The organism is Pseudoalteromonas sp. APC 3893 (assembly GCF_030408095.1).
In the GTDB taxonomy this organism is placed as follows: domain Bacteria; phylum Pseudomonadota; class Gammaproteobacteria; order Enterobacterales; family Alteromonadaceae; genus Pseudoalteromonas.
Genome location: NZ_JASDCD010000007.1, coordinates 29,223 through 48,520 on the forward strand (window position 1 = coordinate 29,223; position 19,298 = coordinate 48,520).

Genomic DNA, 19,298 nt, shown 5'->3' on the forward strand with positions numbered 1-19,298 from the left:
CTAATCTAGCTAGCCAGAATTCAGTTTAGTTAGCCGTTAGGGTGAAAACGCCTCCCTGCTGGCTAACTTTTATTGGGTATATTTTATCTAGGCTATTGAGCCAAGAGTCAATTTCACTGGTTAGTAAAGTCCCGTTATAAGTTAGCTGAGCCAGTTGCTTATTGCTCAAGGTTACTTTTAATTCACTGTAACGAGCCACATCATTGAGTACATCGCCTAAACGTGCATTTTGATAAACTAAACGGCCTTGCTGCCACGCCATAGTCAGTTTATCTCCTTGTGCTTTGCTTCGGCTGATCATCCCTGTACTGGTTACTTCAGCAGCTTGTCCTTGGGTTAACTTAACTGGCTGCTCTGCTGCAACAGCTACAGTGCCTTCAAGTACATCAACACGGATCGATGCGGGGTTAGCGCGTACATTAAATACAGTACCTAATGCTTCAACCTGATTGTGCTGATGGCGAACAATAAATGGACGTTGTTTATCTTTGCTGACGCTAAAAAGCGCTTCGCCTTGGTATAAGGTCAGCTCTCGAAAGGTATCACTATAACGCACCGCTAATTGACTGTTAGCGCCTAAATCAACTTGGCTGTTATCGGCTAAAGTGATAGTACGATGTTCATTGATATGAGTGCGATAAAATTGGTTTTGTACGTCGCTTGTTACTTTACTACTCTTGGCTACCGTAGCCGTTTGTTTACTAGGTTGTTCAACATTAAGGTAAACGGTAAAGCTTAATAAAAAAAACGCAGCAGCAAGGGCAAAATAGCCGATTTTAGAGCGCTGTGTGGTTTGCTTGTTGATGCTATCTGACTCAGGTAATTGCGCGAGTTGTTGCTCGACATAGTCAGTGTCTAATTGCGTAGAAATGTGCCAAAGCTGCTGCATTTTTTCAAAAGTATCGCTGTGTAGCTTGCTTTGTGCTAACCACTCATTGAGCTGCGCTGGATAACTCTCACTGTTGCTCAGCGATAGTTGCTGCTCTTGAAGGAATAGCAGCCAGTCTGCTGCTTGCTCTTCAATAGCCGATAAATCATCAGGGGTTGGGTTCATGCTAATATCCTTAAAACTCATGATCAAAGCTCATGTTGTAACTGCTGATAGCAATGACGAACTGCACGAAGCACATATTTTCGTACCATACTGGGTGAAACTTGTAAGGTCAAAGCAATCTCTTCATAGCTTTGGCCACGTATTTTATAAAGCAAAAATGCGAGTCGACATTTATCTGGCAAACTGGCCAGAGACTTCTCCATTTCTTTTAATAGCTCTTGCTGATGATGACTTTTTTCTGGGTTAGCGCTGCTGTTAGGCTGACTCGCCTGCTCGCTATCATGAGCATAATCATCAAATGGGCTACGGGCTTTGCGACGCAATTTATCAATAGTTAAATTGGTCGCTATTTTATATAAATAGGCCGCAACATAATTACAGACTTGTGTTTGCTCAAGACCTAACAGTTTCACAAATGCTTCTTGGGCAATATCTTCCGCTTCGCGCTTATCAAGCCCTTTGGCCATAATATGACGCACCAATTTTTGTTGCTGCTGCAAAAACAATTGTTCCACTTGTTGACGGCGAATAACATCAGCCTGCAATACAGTTGGCTCTTCGTTTGCTGCTCTTTTTCGTTTAAATGATAATAAAGGTGGCATAGCTACGCATCCTATTCTTCCATTTATAATGTAGCGTGAGTGACTAAATAGACAGCTCACGCTATCTCCTAAGCTAGTTAATTTTTGCGATACGACTGACTTTGCCTGAATCAGTTACGGTTCTCAGTTGTACACTTGTCGTTGTAGCCAAAGTCACAGGACCTAGATAACAATGCCATGTAACACCTTGATCCGTTGAGTACTCAGTACCCATGCCAACAAATCGAGTATTAACGATTAATTGTCCGCCTTCAATTTTTCCCCCAGGTAATGGAACTCGATAATTTACTCCAACCTGCTGTGGCATTTGAGCATGAGTATCGACCACTTGGTAATAGTCCAATAGTGGTAGAGCGTATTGCCCTAAGGTATTGGTAAAAGTATGCCAAGCTTGCTCTGTGGCAAGGCCTTCAGCTGGCATCTCTTGCACCCAAGCACGTTCGGCCGCACCAAGTAATTTTGGAAAAGTCATATAATCTAGTATTTCTGGTGATTTCTGGTTTTCACCAAATAGCTGCGCTTGTATGCCTTGGATATTTTGTTTTCCAGTTTCATTGAGTAGAACCCAATTAGGATTCCAAGGAACTGGGTTACCTAGTTTATCGGTTTCAGCATTAGCGTAAATATTGAAAGGACGGTATTCGAATGTTTTCTTAGTATCTGTATAGCCCGCCCAGTGGTAGCCAATTTCGTCAGGGTGTTTGTTATAAGCTAAATCTAAGTACATATTAGTGGCATGGGAGAGCACCACTTGATAGCCTTGGTTAGCAAATTTATAGGCTTGATGCTCGTTGCCCCAACCCCATACATTGTTCCAAAAAATTGGGTATATTTCGCCATAGTTAACTTCACCGGTGCCATTGTGCGAAAGTACATCACCCCAAGTGGCCATATCAAACCCGTGTTGATTGACGATTTGTTTCCAACGTAAGAAAAAGTAATCGAATAGCTCAGCATCGGTTTTTCCTGCAGTTGCAGGGTTTAGTTGTACCGCAGGAGATTGTGCCCACCATTCATTAGGACCTAAGTGAGGAAGTTCATCGCCTCCGCCATGTAAACGGGTAAGTTTAGCATCAGGCACTGCATCATAAATGGCTTTAGTTTGCGCTAAAACATGGTCTAAAAAGGCAAAAGTACTTTCTAAGGCTGGGTTTACAAAGTTATCATTATAGAATTGCGGTGTGTAATATTGTGATTGATCAAGTGGATCTATTAAGCGAAACTTATTTGCCTCTAACGGATCGGTATCTTTGTATTTGTTGTAACGATACTCCATCGCTTTTATTGCAGCTCTTGCATGGGCCGGGAAATCATACTCGATGATCACATCAATATGTCGGTCTGCGCCATATTGTAAGATTTCCTTGAAGTCATTAACTGTATAATACCCCCATCCTTTGCCTAAAAAGTTTTGTTGCGCAATTTCAAAACCTTGAAAGTTAGGGGTAATACCTAAATTGGCCTCTGTGCTATTTGCTGGCTTATTTTCTATACCATCACCTGAATCAAATTCATTAGCGGCACCCATAAAGGTATGCAGCATTGTATCTTCGTTGAGGTCATAACCTCGTTTAGCGCCAAACTCGGTTAGTTCAGGAATGCCAGGGATCTCTAAACGCCACCCTTCATCATTTGCTAAGTTAATTTCGAACTTGTTGAGCTTATAAAAGGCCATTAAATCGAGCAATTTAAATATGGTCTCTTTAGACTGAAAGTTACGCGCTACATCCAGCATCATTCCGCGATAAGCAAATCGAGGAGCATCCACAATAACACTCGCCGGTAGCACAACGTTGTCGGCCAAGGTTGCTGAATTGCGGGCATTTTTGTATATCGATGTTGGGATCATTTGGCGCAAAGTTTGAATACCATAAAATACCCCTTGGGCATCAGTACCGGTAATTTTTATACCAGCATAAGCATCAACTTCGAGCTTATAACCGCTGGCGTCTGCTTGGCCATCTTGATTGGTGTCTAGATTACTATCAATAAGAAGGGTGATCTGATTTGGACCGTTTTGTTGATTGCTATTAATAGTAAAGCTACCACTGAGTAAATCGCTTAGCGCAGTTTGTAAATAAGCGGCCTCTTTGGTTAAGCTTGCCGGTGCCGTAATACTGGTTAGCTGACTCATCAGGGTTAAAAATTCATTCTCAGTGGTAACAACTGAGTGTGGTTTTGGCACCAGCTGGTTTTGCAATGTTAAGTTTGCTAGTGGGGCGTTGTTTTCACTAAACCGTAATGCAGTGGTTTGCACTGGCATGTTGTCGTTTGCGGTTTGTGTCGTTTGTTTAGGATCGCCCGGATCCATATTTACTTCTACTAATACGGCTTGTGGGGCTTGGCCATCATAACTAATATGAAAGCCAGATGGAGAGTCATTTTTCAGCATTTGCCAATATTGCGCGATAATTTCTATTTCACGAGATTCTCCTGGTTGTATAGGTGCAAATCCTGCTACCGGTTTTAATACAAAGTAATCTCCGCTTTTTGCCACGTCGGCATTATCTAGGCTTAAATGCTGCGCCGCAATATGTTGGCGAGCAAAATCACCATTTGCATCTGAACTTGGCAACACACTTGCAGGGGGCCGCACTGAACTAAAATATAAAGCCCAGCCCGTTTCTCCAAGCGGCTCTATGCCATTATTAGTAATTGTTAAACTGCCCTTAAATATATTTTCGCCAATACCATGATCAAGAACCTGCCATTTTAATGCTAGGTTATCTGGATTTGGTTGGGCATTGCTAAATTGGCTGGCAGTGAGTAAGGCTAACACTGAAAGTGCGCTAGTTAATTTTTGCTTTGTGACAAACATAGTGGCTCCTGAGTATTGTTGTTGTCGGTAGAGCTATTACTGCAAGTTGACTCCAATGCTATAAACGTAATCAGCAAGCTATTTGGGAAAGAAAAATGAAAAAAAGCCCTAAATACGTATTTAGTACTAGGGCTTTGGGCGGTTTTAGTATACGGCAATTTCATCAATATACAGGGGCAGTTTGGGAATTTGGATATCGTCAGATTGCTTAGCGTTAATGGCTATTACTTTTAAGTATCGCACTTTAATCGGGGCAAATGACAGCACAGACATAGGGCCTTGTGGTTGTGTAATGGTTGCTAGGTTTTGCCAATTTTGCTGATCATCTGAACCTAATACTTGTATTTTTGTTGGCGGGTGCAATTGACGATGACGACCACTGTTATAGCCTAAGCTTACTTGTTTGATTAACGTTGGGGTGTCAAAATCAATTACTGCATCAAGGTCGCTGTGGTAAAAAATGGCATAATCATCAGCGCTATAAAGTTGGTCATAGGCGAATTTTCCGTCTTGTAATTTTACAGCTGAGTCACCAGCGGCGGGGTTTTTTAATGTTATTTTTTTGCCAATAGCTAAATGTGGCGATAACGTAAGACGGGCATCACCGACAAGCTGAGCTTGTGAATCGATATAGCTGCGAGCGCGTAATTGACTGTGCTTAGTAATAGCAATGGGTTGCTGATATTGTGCTGACTTTAATGTTGGCTCACTACCATCCAAGGTGTAGTAAATCGTCGGACCCGCAATATCTGTGGTGATTTTTGCTACTAACTCATTATCTTTAACTTCACTGCTGATAATCGGTTTATAGCTACTATTGGCAGTATTTATCTGCATTTGCTGATAGCGCTTTAGTAAATTAGGCAAGCGATGCTGACTATAATCAGACCACGATTTATTCGCCTTATTTGACCATAAGGTTTCAGCTAAAGCACTTAAGCGCGGAAACAGCATATATTCGGCGTGGCGTGGGGTTTTAATGTACTCGGTCCATAAAGCGCCTTGTGCGCCAATAATATACCTCTGTTGCTGATCAGTTAAGTGACTAGGTTGAGGGTCGTATTGATAGACATCTTTTAACCTGGTTAAGCCATGAATCGCTTTGGGTTCGTCGAGATTTCGCGATTGATAAGCATCAAAATAAATATATTGATAGGGGCTCATAATTACTTGATGGCCCATCTTAGCGGCTTCTATTCCACCTTCGGTGCCGCGCCATGACATGATCAAAGCATCATCAGCGACACCACCTTCAAGAATTTCATCCCAGCCGATTACTTTTTTATCTAGCCCTTGGACAATTTTAGCCACCCGTTTGATAAAGTAGCTTTGCACTTGTTCAGGGGTTGATAGATTATGTTGTTGCATTAGCTGCTTCACAATTGGACTTGCAAGCCATTGTTTTTTGATCACCTCATCGCCGCCAATATGAATGTATTGGCTAGGAAATAACTCGGCCACTTCTTTATACACTTGTGCAAGAAACTCAAATACATCTTCTCGCGGGCAAAGTACATCTTCAAAAATACCAAACTGCGGTTGCACAGAAACGGGTTGTTGATGACATGAAAGTTCAGGGTAAGCAGCAAGAATTGCACTGCTGTGGCCTGGAATATCAATCTCAGGGATCACTTCAATATGGCGTGCTCTGGCATATTCAATCACTTCTTTAATTTGTGCTTTAGTGTAAAAGCCTGATACCGGTTGGTTATCAAACAGCGGTTTATAATCGTATGTATGGCCTACAACTGTGTGTGGGCGAGTGCCACCGATTTTAGTTAATTTGGGGTAGGCGTCTATTGCAATACGCCATCCTTGATCGTCTGTTAAGTGCCATTGAAAAGTATTTAATTTATGCATGGCTAGCCAGTCGATGTAGCGTTTAACAAAAGCGACATCAAAAAAGTGACGGCTGACATCCAAATGCATACCGCGATAAGAAAAACGAGGCTGATCTTCTATCTCTACACTAGGGATAAGCCAGCTCTGGCGATTGATTGGCATACGAGACTCTATTTCGTTGGGTAGTAATTGCCGTAGTGACTGCATCGCCCAAAATAATCCCGTTGCAGTGCGTGCTTTTACTTCGATAAAGTCTTGTTTTACGATTAATTGATAGCTTTCTTTGTTTAGCGGTAAATCCACTATTTTGAAGGCAATAGTTTGTTTAATCGTGTTATTAGCTTGCGTAACCGGTAATTGATACCCTGTAGGAGCGCGTAAAAAGCGAGCTAACTGTTCTGCCACAGGCTTAGCCGTATTATGGTTATAACTAATTTGACTGTGATGCGTTAGGCTAAAGTGGCCTTCTCCGAGTGCCATATTTGTTGGCTTTGGGATGATATTTGCAGCAGCATAAAATGGTGCAAGTAAAACAGTAAATACAAAAAAGCAGCTGCGCAGGTATTTACATAAAGCGTGTCTATTCATTGTAAAATCCTAAGAAAAGCCCGCAAATGCGGGCTTGAGTAAACTAATTAGCACTGGGCATAGCGCAAATTAGCAAGGGGACGTTAAAAATTAAGGGTTAAAGAGGCACTTATCGTGCGCCCTAAAATAGGCCGAGCATAGTAATAATCATAACCAGCTTGCACGTCGTTAATTGCTCGTGGATTACCTTCGGTTAGGCCAAGTTCATCGCTGATATTTGTGGCCTTAACATGCAAGGCAACGCTGTCATTAAAGCGATAATTTACACCCATATCGAATGTGGTATAGGCGGGTAGCTCAAATTTGTTCTCGCCATCAGAGTAACGTTCACCTAAATGGTGCACAGTTAGGTAGATATCACCGTCATCAAAATAGTAAGTAGGCGTTAATCGAAATTGTACTTTAGGGGTACGTTTAACTTGTTTACCTTCCCAGTGCGAAAATGCGCCGGTGAAGCCTTCCATTTTTGGATCTTGTAAAACTCCTGTCAGTTCAAATTGCAGATCCTCAAGGGCCTGCCAAACGGCTTCAAATTCAATCCCATCTGTTACTGTATCTATTGTTTGATTAGCCACTTCTCCATTACTGCCAGTAAAGTTTCGCTCAACCAAGTCATTAAATTTAGTTCTAAATAATGTCACTGATGAGCCTAATGTATCGCCAGAATAGCGGGCCCCCAACTCACTAAAGGTTAGGTTTACGCTGTCATTAAAGTCGGCATCAATGCCGGCATGAATATTTTGTCCATAGCTCATTAAGCGTGGCATTTCAAAGGCATCAGCGTAGCGGCCAAACATTGAAACATCGTCTGAAAAAGTATAATTAAAACCAACAGTCCAAGCGGTTTCGGTTTCACTGCGTTTTTTAGATAAGTATTTTGTTGAGGTCGTATCAACGTAGTTATTCGCTAGGTTGTTATCAATGTCATTGCCATCGGCATCAAATGCGCCATCGACGGGTTTTGCAAACTCAGTGCCCGATGCTGTACTCTCAAGTTCTAGCCATTCAACCCGAATACCACCATCAATACGAAGGTTGTCAGTGGCTTGGAACTGTTCATTGATAAATAATGAATTAGAGGTGCTAGTACCAAACGCTGTTGCTTGCCCCCAGCCAGGCGCATAACCCGTTGAGCCGTTATCAGTGAGCTGACCAACAACTTGTTGGTTGTTATCTACGGCGACAATATCAAGCAAGCGGGCGTTATCTTTAACTTCGGTTAAAAATTGCGACTCCCACTTATCCACTGGTAATGAATCGGCATCAACATAAGCAAATAACCAACCCATGGTAAGGGTGTGTTTATCGCCTTCGTAAGTAAAATTAAGCTTATTTACAAACTGTTCTGCGTCATAGCGTGAATACAGTGGGTAGCTGGTGGTGACTAAGCCATTGCCGTTTAAGTTATTTAGATCGCTGAGCATTTCACCGTTATCAACATAACGATACTGAGCGGCCACTGCGCCGTCATCCGCAAATTGATCAAGCATAGACAGTACGTCTTGTTGGCCCAATCGATCGTTGGCATTGACTAAAGTTGAGTTATCAAAGTTAAGCAAAATGTACATGTCGTTTTCAAAGCTTGAGTAGCGACCAGCTGTATTTAATAACCAGCGATCGTTAAGCTCCCAATCTAAGTTGTAACCTAAGGTACTAAACTTAGTGTGTTGGCCGTCTTTTAGGTCACGAGTATGGTAACTGCCGTCTTCTTGTAGATAGTTTAGCAAACGCTGACCATTACCAATTAGGGTGCCATGTTGGGGATCAACGCCGGGTATTCCTTTTGGGTTGTCTTGATCTTGCAATGGAATAGGCACAAAAAAGGTAGTGTGATCATTAAGGTGCTTAGCGGAGAGAGTCAGTTGTCCTTTATCAAATTCGCGCACTAGGCTGAGTCGTAATTGGCCCCCATGATCGGCGGTGAATTCGGTGTCTCTTACGCCATCAGAACGGCGATAAAAGCCACCTAATGACATTTTCCAGTCATCACTGATTGGTGTACCGTAGAAAAATTCGCTGCGATATATACCATAATCGGCAGTGGTCAGGCGAATCGTGGCTTCTTCCACATCATCGGGTTTACGAGTAATAAAGTTAACTAAAGCAGCTGGGCCGTTGGTGGTGAGTAGGCCAGATGTGCCACCGCGCACGGCTTCCATGTGTTCGATAGTTATATCTTGACGCTGATAGAAATCGACCCACACGCCATCATAAACGACGGGGAGACCATCTTCTTCAACCCCAATATAACGAAACCCTTCACCGCCACGCAGGCCTCTTGGCGCGACGTTATTATTGGTTTCACCGCCTGAGTCTTCAACCCAAAAACCAGGCACTGATTCAAGTAAGTCTGCTGTGCCAAGTGGCGCTTCACGGGCGAGTTGCTCACTGTCTAGGGTGGTGATAGATACCGAAGATTCAAGCTTAGTTTGCCCGCGCCCACCGCTACCTGTCACTACGATGCGTTCAAGGTCGAGTAGTTTTTTTTGCTGGGTGTTGGATTGAGCACTTTGCTCTGTACTTTGCTCGGCTGCTATTGCATTGAAACTGAATAATGCGCTGCTCACTGCCAGTGCAATAAGATGTTTGTTGTAAGATTTGTTGTTGTTCATCGTATTCCCTTCGTTGTTGTTGTATACCCAAACCACCTCAAGATGCGAGTTTCAGTTGGAGTTAAAAGCGATTTAGGCAAGGCATTGATTGCAAGTAATAGTGGTTCTATTGTTAAAATCAATAACGCAGTATAAATCGCTTTTAAACCAACCCTTTGGGCGTTTCACAGGCACTTACTCTCATCGTTGTTACTTCTTAAAAGGGACTGCCATTCTTGCAAAGTAACGCCTTGATATTAAGCCCCTGTGAAACGCTGAATTCTGCATCTTGAGGTGGCTTGGGTATATACAAAGCTGACGGATTAATGGCTTTGTAAATTTATAAACGAACGAAGGGAGCGTTTTAGGAATAATTAGTTAAAATAAAAAAAGGGCGCTTAAAAGCGCCCTTAAATAGTTAGTCGTTAACTTTACTCGTCATCTTCAACCAAGGTCATTAGTGATGTATTACCACCAGAGGCCGTAGTATCAATACTGATAGTTTTCTCAGTTACTAAGCGCTTGATAAGCGTATCGTAGTACTCAGAGCTTATTACAGGCAAGATTGCGCCTTTGCGCTGTGCTAGCTGTTGGCTAAAGTAACCTAGACGCGACGAACGCGCAGCAACTAAAGCGCCTGCTAAATGAGGGTGCGCTAAAAGAGCTTGTAACTGGTTCGGTTTAGCTACTTGGAATACACCTTCTGCAACACCTGTAGAAATAAACTTATCTTTAAACGCCACGGCTTCATCATAAAACAATTCAGACGCTACAGTGATCACAGTATTACCTGCAGCAAGTGCTGTGATGATTGAGATAGCCCAAAAGTTAAATGATGTACTCTTATCTGCATAACATACTACACAGCCACGTGCTTCAAGGTGTAAAATGTTTGATTCACCCGTAGGTCCTGGCAACGTCGTAAATTTACGCATGTGCTTTTCTAGGCGATTAAGTTGAGCACGCGCATCGGCAAGTGTTAATGCTAAATCGTCGGCAAGCTCGTCGATAATATCAACGGTAGCAACTTTTGCGAGTAACTGACGTACAGCCGAAACACGGTCGTTTAATGGTGTTGCGCGCCAGATTTTTTCATCGCGTAGTGAGTTTGCCATTAACTTATCAACTTGTTCGTTTGCACCCGAGTAGTGGTGTAAATCAAGCTCGTCAGGAGTTAGGTTTGTCATTTGCACGTTATCTGGTGATGCTTTTTCTTTCACTAAACGTTGTAAGTAGTTAGGACCACCGGCTTTTGGACCAGTACCTGATAACCCACGACCACCGAAAGGTTGCACACCAACGATTGCACCAATCATGTTACGGTTAACGTATACGTTACCTGCACGCGACATCTTAGCTAGGTACTCACAACGCTCTTCGATACGAGAGTGAATGCCCATGGTTAAGCCAAAGCCAGTCCCATTGATTTGATCAATAACACTGTCAAGCTCAGTCCCTTTAAAGCGAATAATATGCACACATGGGCCAAATACTTCACGTTTAAGTACTGATAAATCTTTGATTTCGTATAAACGAGGAGCAAAGAAATAAGCACCATTTTCACTGTTATCAGGAATGTCACATTGATAATGCAGTGTCGCGTTACCTTTTAAGTACTCAACATGGTCGTTTAAGCTTTTCAGCGCTTTTTCGTCGATTACCGGACCAATATCAGTCGAAAGCAAAGATGGATCGCCTACGTGCAACTCTTTAAGTGCACCTTTGATCATCTCAATTACGCCATCAGCAATGTCTTCTTGTAAAAATAATACTCGAAGTGCTGAACAACGTTGACCGGCACTTTGGAAGCCTGAACTAATTACATCATCAACCACTTGCTCTGGAAGTGCAGTTGAATCAACGATCATACAGTTTTGGCCACCGGTTTCTGCGATTAGCGGTACTTGAATATCGTTACGTGCAGCTAATGTTTGTGAAATGATGGTGCCTGTTTCTGTCGAACCTGTGAACATAACAGCTTGGATACGCTCATCAGGTACGATTGTTTTACCGACTTCACTACCGCGGGCAATAACTGGTTGCACAACATACTCAGGAAGGCCAACAGAGAGCATTAGTTCAATGGTGCGAAGCGCAATATAGCTTGTTTGTTCAGCAGGTTTTGCGATGACTGTGTTACCGGTCACGATGGCAGCTGCGACTTGACCTAAGAAAATAGCAAGCGGGAAGTTCCAAGGGCTGATACATAAGATCACACCACGCGCTTCAAAGCGTTCATCTTCGCTAAGCTCTTCTGCACGCGCTGCGTAGTAACGGCAAAAATCAACGGCTTCACGCACTTCGTCAATACCGTCTTGAGCAATTTTACCTGCTTCTTTAATACAAATAGCCACTAGCTCATCGTGGTGACGTTCTAAAATATCCGCAATACGGCGTAATAAATTAGCACGCTCTTTAACCGGTGTTTGCGACCAAGACTCAAACGCAGTTTCGGCGTTTTCAAGTAAAGTGAGCATTTCATCGCTGTTTTGCAGTTTTACATGACCAATGACTTCTTTGTGATTGGCTGGATTTTTAACCGCAAGAGCACCTTCAGGAACATCACTTTCGCTAATACGGTGTTCTTCAAACCACGAATCTAAGTTTTCTTTAAATGGCGTAATAACGTTAATGTCTGTTAAATCCATGCCTTTTGAATTAGCACGTTCTGCGCCATATAGATCAATTGGCATTTTGATTTGAGTATTGTATTTATTACGTAAGCCTTGCAGTGTTTCAACAGGATCTGGCAGTAATGCTTCTACTGGCTGAGTTGTATCAACAATGGCGTTTACAAATGACGAGTTAGCGCCATTTTCAAGTAAACGACGTACTAAATAGGCAAGTAAGTCTTCGTGTTGACCAACAGGAGCATAAACACGGCATTGAATTTTTTCTTGCGTTACGATTTGGTCAAATAAAGATTCGCCCATACCGTGTAAACGTTGGAATTCAAATCCATCGTGATCGCCTTTAGCAACTTCTAAAATAGTCGCTGCTGTATAGGCGTTATGTGTGGCAAATTGTGGGTAAAGCACGTCACGGGCTTCAAGCATTTTAATTGCACACGCTTTATAGGAAACGTCAGTCGTTGCTTTACGGGTAAATACAGGGTAGTGATCCAAACCGTCTTGTTGAGTGGTTTTGATTTCTGTATCCCAGTATGCGCCTTTTACTAAACGTACCATTAATTTGCGACCAACACGGGTAGCAAGATCAGTTAGCCATTCAATAACAAAAATCGCACGCTTTTGATAAGCCTGTACAGCTAAGCCAAAGCCATTCCAACCTGCTAGATCTTCATCGCTAAATACAGCTTCAATAACATCGAGAGAAATATCTAAACGATCAGCTTCTTCAGCATCAACGGTAAAGCCGATATCATAGCTTTTAGCAACAAGCGCTAGCTCTTTAAGTTTTGGAACTATCTCTTCCATAACGCGTTCTTTATGAGTGAACTCATAGCGTGGGTGAATAGCTGAGAGTTTTACAGAAATACCCGGGCTCTTAATTGGACCACGGCCATTTGCAGCTTTACCAATCGAGTGAATCGCATTTAAATAACTTTGATAATAACGCTCAGCATCTTTCATAGTGCGTGCGCCTTCACCTAGCATATCGTATGAATATACATAGCCTTTACGCTCGGTTTCTGCTGCACGTTCAATCGCTTCGTCAATGGTGCGGCCCATAACGAATTGCTTACCCATGATCTTCATAGCAAAGTTCACAGATTTACGAATTACTGGCTCACCTAAACGACCAATGGTTTTTTTCAATACACCAAATTGCTGTTCTTTGGTTTTGTCTGTGTAGTTAACCATTTTACCGGTAACCAGTAGACCCCAAGACGATGCATTAACAAATAAAGAGTCGCTGCTGCCTAAATGTGAGCTCCAGTCGCCTTTAGCTAATTTGTCACGGATAAGGGTTTCTTGAGTTTCTTTATCGGGTACGCGAAGCAAGGCTTCTGCCAAACACATTAGCACCACACCTTCTTCACTCGAAAGTGAGAATTCATTTAAAAGTGCATCAACACCGCTTTGACCATCTTGATCTTTACGAATATTGTGAACTATTTGACGCGCACGTTCCCATGCACGACTACGGGCTTTAACACCTACTTCGGCAAGGGGTAAAATATGATCAATTACTGCATTTTCATCGATGCGGTAAAAATCACGGATTTTTTGTCGAATTGGACACGTTGTAGTCAAATCGCCGTTGAATAACATAAGTAACCTCAAAAGTGTGGAGTCTTGCAGCGAAAAAAATTTGCTGCTCGATTATCATGTTGTTTAATGCGTGCATTCTAATTAAATTCCAGCAGAATATGCTGGTTAAATTTGGCGTTTTACGATAATTTACAGGGCATACCTTAAACTTATCCGCATAAAATTCTGTTATGACAAGTCCCAATAGATTACGCCTGCTTGATCGTATCGATTTAGCAATTTTAGACGTTCTGCAAAAAAATGGCAGAATTTCTAATGTTAACCTCGCAAAACAGGTTAACTTAAGCCCTAGCCCTTGCCTTGACCGCGTAAAACGACTTGAGCAAGAAGGTTATATAGAAGGCTACTTTGCTAAGCTTAGCGAAGCAAAGCTTAATCAGAGCTTATTAGCGCATGTGCAAGTGTCATTAGTAACATCTAATACGGCTGTGTTTAAAGTGTTCCGTGAACATATCTTAAAAATAGATCAGGTTGTTGAGTGCGATATGGTTGCTGGTGGCTATGATTATCTTTTAAAAATACGGGTGTCTGACATGGATGAGTATCGCCAAGTATTGGGCGATTTAGTCGATATACCAGGAGTGGGCACACATCACACTTATATGGTGATAGAAAAGATCAAACAGGATAGAGGCCTGAGGCTAGATACTTAATCTCGCCGCAACCAGAAGTAAGCGCGGGTTTACCCCGCGTAATTATTAACGTTCAACCAAGCCAAATCCCACAACGTAAGAAATGGCTTTAGCCATGAATGTTATTAAACGCGCGGCTCAATTTTTTATATAAAGCTCAGTGCCTCTTAAGCTTTTTTTGAACCATTCATTTAAACCATTTTTAGTTCTGATTACCATTGTATGCTTGGCTCAGCTTGAGCTGGCTGGTTATAAAAAAGCTCACGTTATTGGTTTTTAGTGGTAAATTTACCTTCTGGGCTATGAGCAATCGCATTACTCGTTATTCTCACGCCACTGGGCTTGTCCTGAGCCAAGCTCGTGTAATACACGGCCAGTAAATCCAGCGGATGGTGTATTTGAAATCCAAACCTTTATCTCACCTGATTCACCCATACCGACTATTAAATATGGGTAAATATCAGTTTCTACTTCGCCTGTATGGTAACTAAATCGAGGTAATTTATTTGCTAATTTATAGCCTTTTTTATCTATTGCAACTTCACCAAAGTAAAGTCTATTTTCTGACTTATCTAACCATTCAACCGCGACTTTTCCTGGGAATACCCTATCATATACTCCAACCATAGCTCCCGCTGTGGCTCGACAACAAGACATAGTTCCTGCGGGTACATCCCACTGGTCATCAAACTTAATTAAAGTCACGAATATATCATTACCTTCATCCGTTGAACCCGATACAACCATATAATCTATTTCACCTGTTGTTGCACAGGCGCTTAGTAATACAGCAAACAGACTAATAAGAAGTAATTTTAAGATTTTGTCCATAATGGGTATCCATTTATTAATTGTAATTGCCATTGCTCACTTGTTTCAGCGTGTTCTGGCTGATTGTAAAAAAGCTCGCGTTGTTGGTTTTGGGTAGTGAATTCAGCGTCTTCTTCAGGGCCATGAGCTACGGGCTTCCTCAGCGAATACTTTATAGAACATGAGCTTAGGGTCGTGGCTTTACTACTTATTCTCACGCCACTGCGCTTGCCCAGAGCCAAGCTCGTGTAATACACGGCCTGTTCTATTTCTGTCAGATCGTGCATTTGATAACCATACTTTTATCTCGCCACTTTCCCCCATGCCAACAATTAAATAAGGCCTGATATTTTCTTCTACTTCTCCTGTACTTACCCATGTATAAGCAGGTAAATTTTTAGCTAACCTATAACCATTTTTATCTATTGCCACTTCACCAAAGTAAATTCTATTTTCTGACTTATCTAACCATTCAACCGCGACTTTTTCTGGGAATTTTTGATCGTATACACTTACAGTACCACCAGCTTGTGCATAACAACATTCTATTGCACCGGAAGGAATACCCCATTCATCATCAAATACCACAGAACGCCCCCAAATTGCATTGCCATTTTCGGTGCCGACACCTGCGACCATGTAATCAATTTTACCTGTTGACGAGCAACCCATTACAAATAATATAAAAGTGAGTGTGATGAGTGATTTTATGAGGTTGTCCATAATCTATATCCATTTATTAATTGTGATTGCCATTGCTCACTCTTTTGGGCTTGTTCTGGCTGATTGTAAAAAAGCTCGCGCTGTTGGTTTTTAGTGGTGAATTCAGCGTCTTCTTCTGGGCCATGAGCAATCGCATCAATCGTTGCTGAATATTTAACACTGTGGTGGATGTAATCTTTATATAAAGCCTGCCAGGCATCACTTTGTGGGCCAAAGCTGCGGGCACTATCAACCAGTGCTTTAAGCTCGTTAGGTAAAATATAAGGTAAAGCTTGGCCGCCAGCCTGTTTGCGGTTAGCAAGCTCCGTTAAGCTTTGTAGTGGCACCCCTTGGTTAACCGCCGTTTCATGCATTAGCGCTAGGCTATAATGGGGTAAGGTATTATTTAAATTGCGCCGCCAATACGGTTTATAGCCGGTATAAACTATATCTTCTGATTCTCTACGAATTCGCTTTGGCTTTCTGTTCATCCTTGGCCTACTTGCTTTAAACTCAATATTAATGGTTGGCCAATAATATTTTTGCTCAAGTGACTTTTTAAGCTGCGCTAATTCTTTATCGTGCTCTGGTTCTCCGGCTTGCCCAGCAATATATTGCCACGGGTATAATATGGTGGTTTCTACGGGGCCATAACCGCCACCAATATCTGAATGCACACCGGGTAATTCTATTTCTCGCTGGTTTGCTAAAAGCTGCTTATTACGGGGGCGTAATGAGCTAAGTGGAAATTTATCACGCTTTTCATCAAACGCCGCCAAGTGCATTACAAAACCCGCACTACTACTGGCTAGGTTTAAATTAACGGGGTAATCAAGCTCATCATTGGCATAAAACTCACTGTGGTTGTTATCACCATCGCCACCAATAGAGGCAACACTATCAAATAAACCAACAAAGCGAATTACAGGTTTAATACCGCCCCAATAGTGTGGATTATTTTTATAAATCGCATTCACTTGATTAACAAATGCCCGTGCTTGCGCTGCGCCTCGACTAAAACCAAATACGTCAATAAAAATGATTTTGATATGCTGAAAATGACTACTACGTATAAAGCGGCTTAACGATGTTATAGACCTTTTAATTCGCTCATCAAAACTAAACGCTAAGCCCATGTCTAAGGTTGAATCGCTTTCGTGGGCTTTAGTGCCAATACCTTCTGCATAATAGCGTGATTGATATTTTTGAAAGGGATATAACTCAAACAACTTGACCACATTAGTCGGTTCTTTGCCGTCGGTTGAATCTTGTATGTCGTTAAGGCGGTTATTTCCCGTGCCATCAAAGAACACGCCAAAACTAGGGGGCTCTGCGAGTAAGGTTATTTCAATATGGCCTTTTGGTAATATTTTATGTTCGAGTAATTGCGGCCCGCCTTTTTCACCAATATTGAATGACTGAACTTTTAAAGGATCGAAATAATCTGAAAAGCTTTGTTCGTTAATAAGGGTTAATTCTGCTTCGCCCGCTATAGTTACTTTTAAGGTATAAAGCGCTTGTTGAGACAGGTTTTTAAAGTGGTATTGTTGATTGCCCTGTTGCTCTAAGTTAACCGCGCTACCTTGGCTAAACAACTGCGCTTTTATAGCTACATCACCAATCACTTTAACTATGATACGTTTTTGTAACGCACCAACATTTGTTTTGATAACCAGTGTGTTAACTTTATTGACTGCCATGGGCATTGCTTGGCTCATAACTTAAGCTCCATAAACATAAACAAGACGGCTTTTAGTAACTGGCCCTGCAATGCCGTCTACCTGAAGTTTTTGCGCTTGTTGAAATTCCCTCACCCCGGCTTTGGTTTTTGTGCCATTAACGCCATCAACTTTACCGCAATTAAACCCCAACATATTACACCGGCCTTGCACACCTGAAAGTGCCTCTATCGGATCTAGATTACCTACTTGTACCGCAAAGCTTTTAGTTGGCGTGGTGTCGCCTGCTTTTAAATATAAATCGACGCTGCCAGTAAGGGCGTCGTTATTATTAAGTTCTACTTCGATAAGTCCATCCCTTTGCAATACGGTATCAATAGTTTGGTCACCTATATTGAGTACAAGACGTTTACCGGTAATATCATCGCCATCGTCGTACGCTACTTTTAAGCGAAAATATTCTTTTTCGTTTCGAACTACAAATGTGTTTTTACTACCTGTTTTTAGTGGCATAAATTTTTCGGTTTTTTGCGGGATCTTTATAATATCCCCCGGGAAAATCAGATTAGGATCGGGGCGTAGTGCTCTAAATTCAGCATTAATTGGGTGCTGGTAAAGGCTTTTTGAAGTCCTAAAACCATATTGGCGCGCTATGCGTAGCAGTGTTTCGCCTTGAGTGACGGTATGTTGTTGCTCCATCGTTTATATCCTTATGTGTGTTGCTAATTTATGCTCCTTTACTTGCACTATTTAGGGACAAGTATTTTGTTACACTATACAAAGATGAAGTAATATTCTAGTAAATATTTAACGGATAAAAAAACAGGTAAGTGTGAAAGGGTAATAATGACGAACTATTGAATACAATGCAGTTTTATGTTGTTCGAAAATATACATTTATTAAATTGTTAGTTTCTTTGAGTATGAAAAGCCGATTATGTATCGGCTTTTACTAAGTGATTAATAAGTCTGGACTATTTCGTTATACGGTTTATGCCCAGCCATCGTAACGTTTACGACGCGATAATACGATAGTTAAAATAATACCCAAGAACAAGCCAATAAATGCAATTGCGCCACCATAGGTAAGTAATTGGCGCTTCTCTTTGGCACCTGCTTGTTGCTTTTGCGTACGCTCAGCATTTAAGGTGCTTTTAAGTTTACTGATTTGCTCTGATAACAATGTGTTTTGATCAGTCAGCGTTTGGTTTTGTTCTTGTAGCTGTGGCAATTCAATTTGTGCTTGGCGAAGTTGTTCTTGCATTGATGCCATGTCTTCGCTCAAAGTACGGTACTGTTGATGTATGCCGGCTGCTTTTGACACAAACTTAGCTTCAACCCAGCCTTCACGCTCTTTATCGTCAATAACTTTAACAAAGCCATTTTCTTCCCCTGATAACTGCGTTAACTTTGTACCCGCATCAACTGAGCCAATAATTCGGTAGTTTTTACTCGAACCCGAATGCATAAACGTATATAGGTTATCAACAATATAAGCCGTATTGTCATCGCTTGCTGCATTGGCTTCTTCAGCGTGGCTTATAAAAGCAACCGCACTTAGTAATAAAGCTAATAAATAATGTTTTAACATCAATCTACCCTGTTAATGTAACCGTGATTGTTACGGCAATTTATTCGTATAAGTATAGAGATAGTATGGATTTAGCACTCTAATAGCAAGGCTGATATTGTAATCGCTTTACATTGGAGGTGGGTAAATCTCACTAAAAAATTTGCATTACAGC

12 protein-coding genes are annotated in these 19,298 nt (G+C 41.7%); 1 reads left to right on the plus strand and 11 read right to left on the minus strand.

Annotated features, from left to right (window positions below):
- Positions 1–25: 25 nt before the first annotated feature.
- The 6 genes from QMA12_RS10570 to putA form a co-directional block, all read right to left on the minus strand.
- Positions 26–1,054, minus strand: coding sequence for a FecR domain-containing protein (locus QMA12_RS10570; protein WP_087531050.1), 1,029 nt, complete (start codon positions 1,052–1,054; stop codon positions 26–28).
- Positions 1,055–1,077: 23 nt separating this feature from the next.
- Complete coding sequence (locus QMA12_RS10575) at positions 1,078–1,656, minus strand: RNA polymerase sigma factor (RefSeq protein WP_290210158.1); 579 nt, start codon at positions 1,654–1,656, stop codon at positions 1,078–1,080.
- Between the two features lie 73 nt (positions 1,657–1,729).
- Positions 1,730–4,474 carry a family 20 glycosylhydrolase gene (locus QMA12_RS10580; protein ID WP_290210159.1) on the minus strand — a complete coding sequence of 915 codons (2,745 nt, stop codon included), beginning with the start codon at positions 4,472–4,474 and terminating at the stop codon, positions 1,730–1,732.
- Between the two features lie 144 nt (positions 4,475–4,618).
- Positions 4,619–6,904 (minus strand): family 20 glycosylhydrolase, encoded by a 2,286-nt coding sequence (locus QMA12_RS10585; protein ID WP_290210160.1) that lies wholly within the window; start codon positions 6,902–6,904, stop codon positions 4,619–4,621.
- Positions 6,905–6,987: 83 nt separating this feature from the next.
- The gene (locus tag QMA12_RS10590; protein WP_290210161.1) at positions 6,988–9,516 is read right to left on the minus strand and encodes a TonB-dependent receptor; all 2,529 of its coding nucleotides are present in this window, start codon (positions 9,514–9,516) and stop codon (positions 6,988–6,990) included.
- Positions 9,517–9,926: 410 nt separating this feature from the next.
- Positions 9,927–13,730 (minus strand): bifunctional proline dehydrogenase/L-glutamate gamma-semialdehyde dehydrogenase PutA, encoded by a 3,804-nt coding sequence (gene putA, locus QMA12_RS10595; RefSeq protein ID WP_290210162.1) that lies wholly within the window; start codon positions 13,728–13,730, stop codon positions 9,927–9,929.
- A 170-nt stretch (positions 13,731–13,900) separates the two neighbouring features.
- On the opposite strand from putA, the gene QMA12_RS10600 reads away from it, so the two are divergent.
- On the plus strand, positions 13,901–14,383 hold the full coding sequence (locus QMA12_RS10600; RefSeq protein WP_290210163.1) for a winged helix-turn-helix transcriptional regulator: 483 nt from the start codon (positions 13,901–13,903) through the stop codon (positions 14,381–14,383).
- A gap of 294 nt (positions 14,384–14,677) precedes the next feature.
- On the opposite strand, the gene QMA12_RS10605 is transcribed toward QMA12_RS10600, so the two are convergent.
- From QMA12_RS10605 to QMA12_RS10625, 5 genes are all read right to left on the minus strand, one after another.
- Complete coding sequence (locus QMA12_RS10605) at positions 14,678–15,193, minus strand: DUF2931 domain-containing protein (protein ID WP_290210164.1); 516 nt, start codon at positions 15,191–15,193, stop codon at positions 14,678–14,680.
- A gap of 183 nt (positions 15,194–15,376) precedes the next feature.
- On the minus strand, positions 15,377–15,895 hold the full coding sequence (locus QMA12_RS10610) for a DUF2931 family protein (protein ID WP_290210165.1): 519 nt from the start codon (positions 15,893–15,895) through the stop codon (positions 15,377–15,379).
- A complete protein-coding gene (locus QMA12_RS10615; protein WP_290210166.1) occupies positions 15,880–17,592 on the minus strand; it encodes a DUF2235 domain-containing protein in 1,713 nt (570 codons plus the stop codon). Before QMA12_RS10615 ends, QMA12_RS10610 begins: the two co-directional genes overlap by 16 nt.
- Before the next feature lie 3 nt (positions 17,593–17,595).
- Complete coding sequence (locus QMA12_RS10620) at positions 17,596–18,252, minus strand: peptidoglycan-binding protein (RefSeq protein WP_290210167.1); 657 nt, start codon at positions 18,250–18,252, stop codon at positions 17,596–17,598.
- Between the two features lie 292 nt (positions 18,253–18,544).
- Complete coding sequence (locus tag QMA12_RS10625; protein ID WP_087531043.1) at positions 18,545–19,144, minus strand: TIGR04211 family SH3 domain-containing protein; 600 nt, start codon at positions 19,142–19,144, stop codon at positions 18,545–18,547.
- Between the last annotated feature and the right edge of the window lie 154 nt (positions 19,145–19,298).

Coding starts and splice junctions, on each gene's coding strand:
- QMA12_RS10575 (WP_290210158.1), bottom strand. CDS start 1,656: ATGCCACCTTTATTATCATTTAAACGAAAAAGAGCAGCAAACGAAGAG.
- QMA12_RS10610 (WP_290210165.1), bottom strand. CDS start 15,895: ATGGACAACCTCATAAAATCACTCATCACACTCACTTTTATATTATTT.
- QMA12_RS10570 (WP_087531050.1), bottom strand. CDS start 1,054: ATGAACCCAACCCCTGATGATTTATCGGCTATTGAAGAGCAAGCAGCA.
- QMA12_RS10605 (WP_290210164.1), bottom strand. CDS start 15,193: ATGGACAAAATCTTAAAATTACTTCTTATTAGTCTGTTTGCTGTATTA.
- QMA12_RS10620 (WP_290210167.1), bottom strand. CDS start 18,252: ATGGAGCAACAACATACCGTCACTCAAGGCGAAACACTGCTACGCATA.
- QMA12_RS10625 (WP_087531043.1), bottom strand. CDS start 19,144: ATGTTAAAACATTATTTATTAGCTTTATTACTAAGTGCGGTTGCTTTT.
- QMA12_RS10590 (WP_290210161.1), bottom strand. CDS start 9,516: ATGAACAACAACAAATCTTACAACAAACATCTTATTGCACTGGCAGTG.
- QMA12_RS10585 (WP_290210160.1), bottom strand. CDS start 6,904: ATGAATAGACACGCTTTATGTAAATACCTGCGCAGCTGCTTTTTTGTA.
- QMA12_RS10600 (WP_290210163.1), top strand. CDS start 13,901: ATGACAAGTCCCAATAGATTACGCCTGCTTGATCGTATCGATTTAGCA.
- QMA12_RS10580 (WP_290210159.1), bottom strand. CDS start 4,474: ATGTTTGTCACAAAGCAAAAATTAACTAGCGCACTTTCAGTGTTAGCC.
- putA (WP_290210162.1), bottom strand. CDS start 13,730: ATGTTATTCAACGGCGATTTGACTACAACGTGTCCAATTCGACAAAAA.
- QMA12_RS10615 (WP_290210166.1), bottom strand. CDS start 17,592: ATGAGCCAAGCAATGCCCATGGCAGTCAATAAAGTTAACACACTGGTT.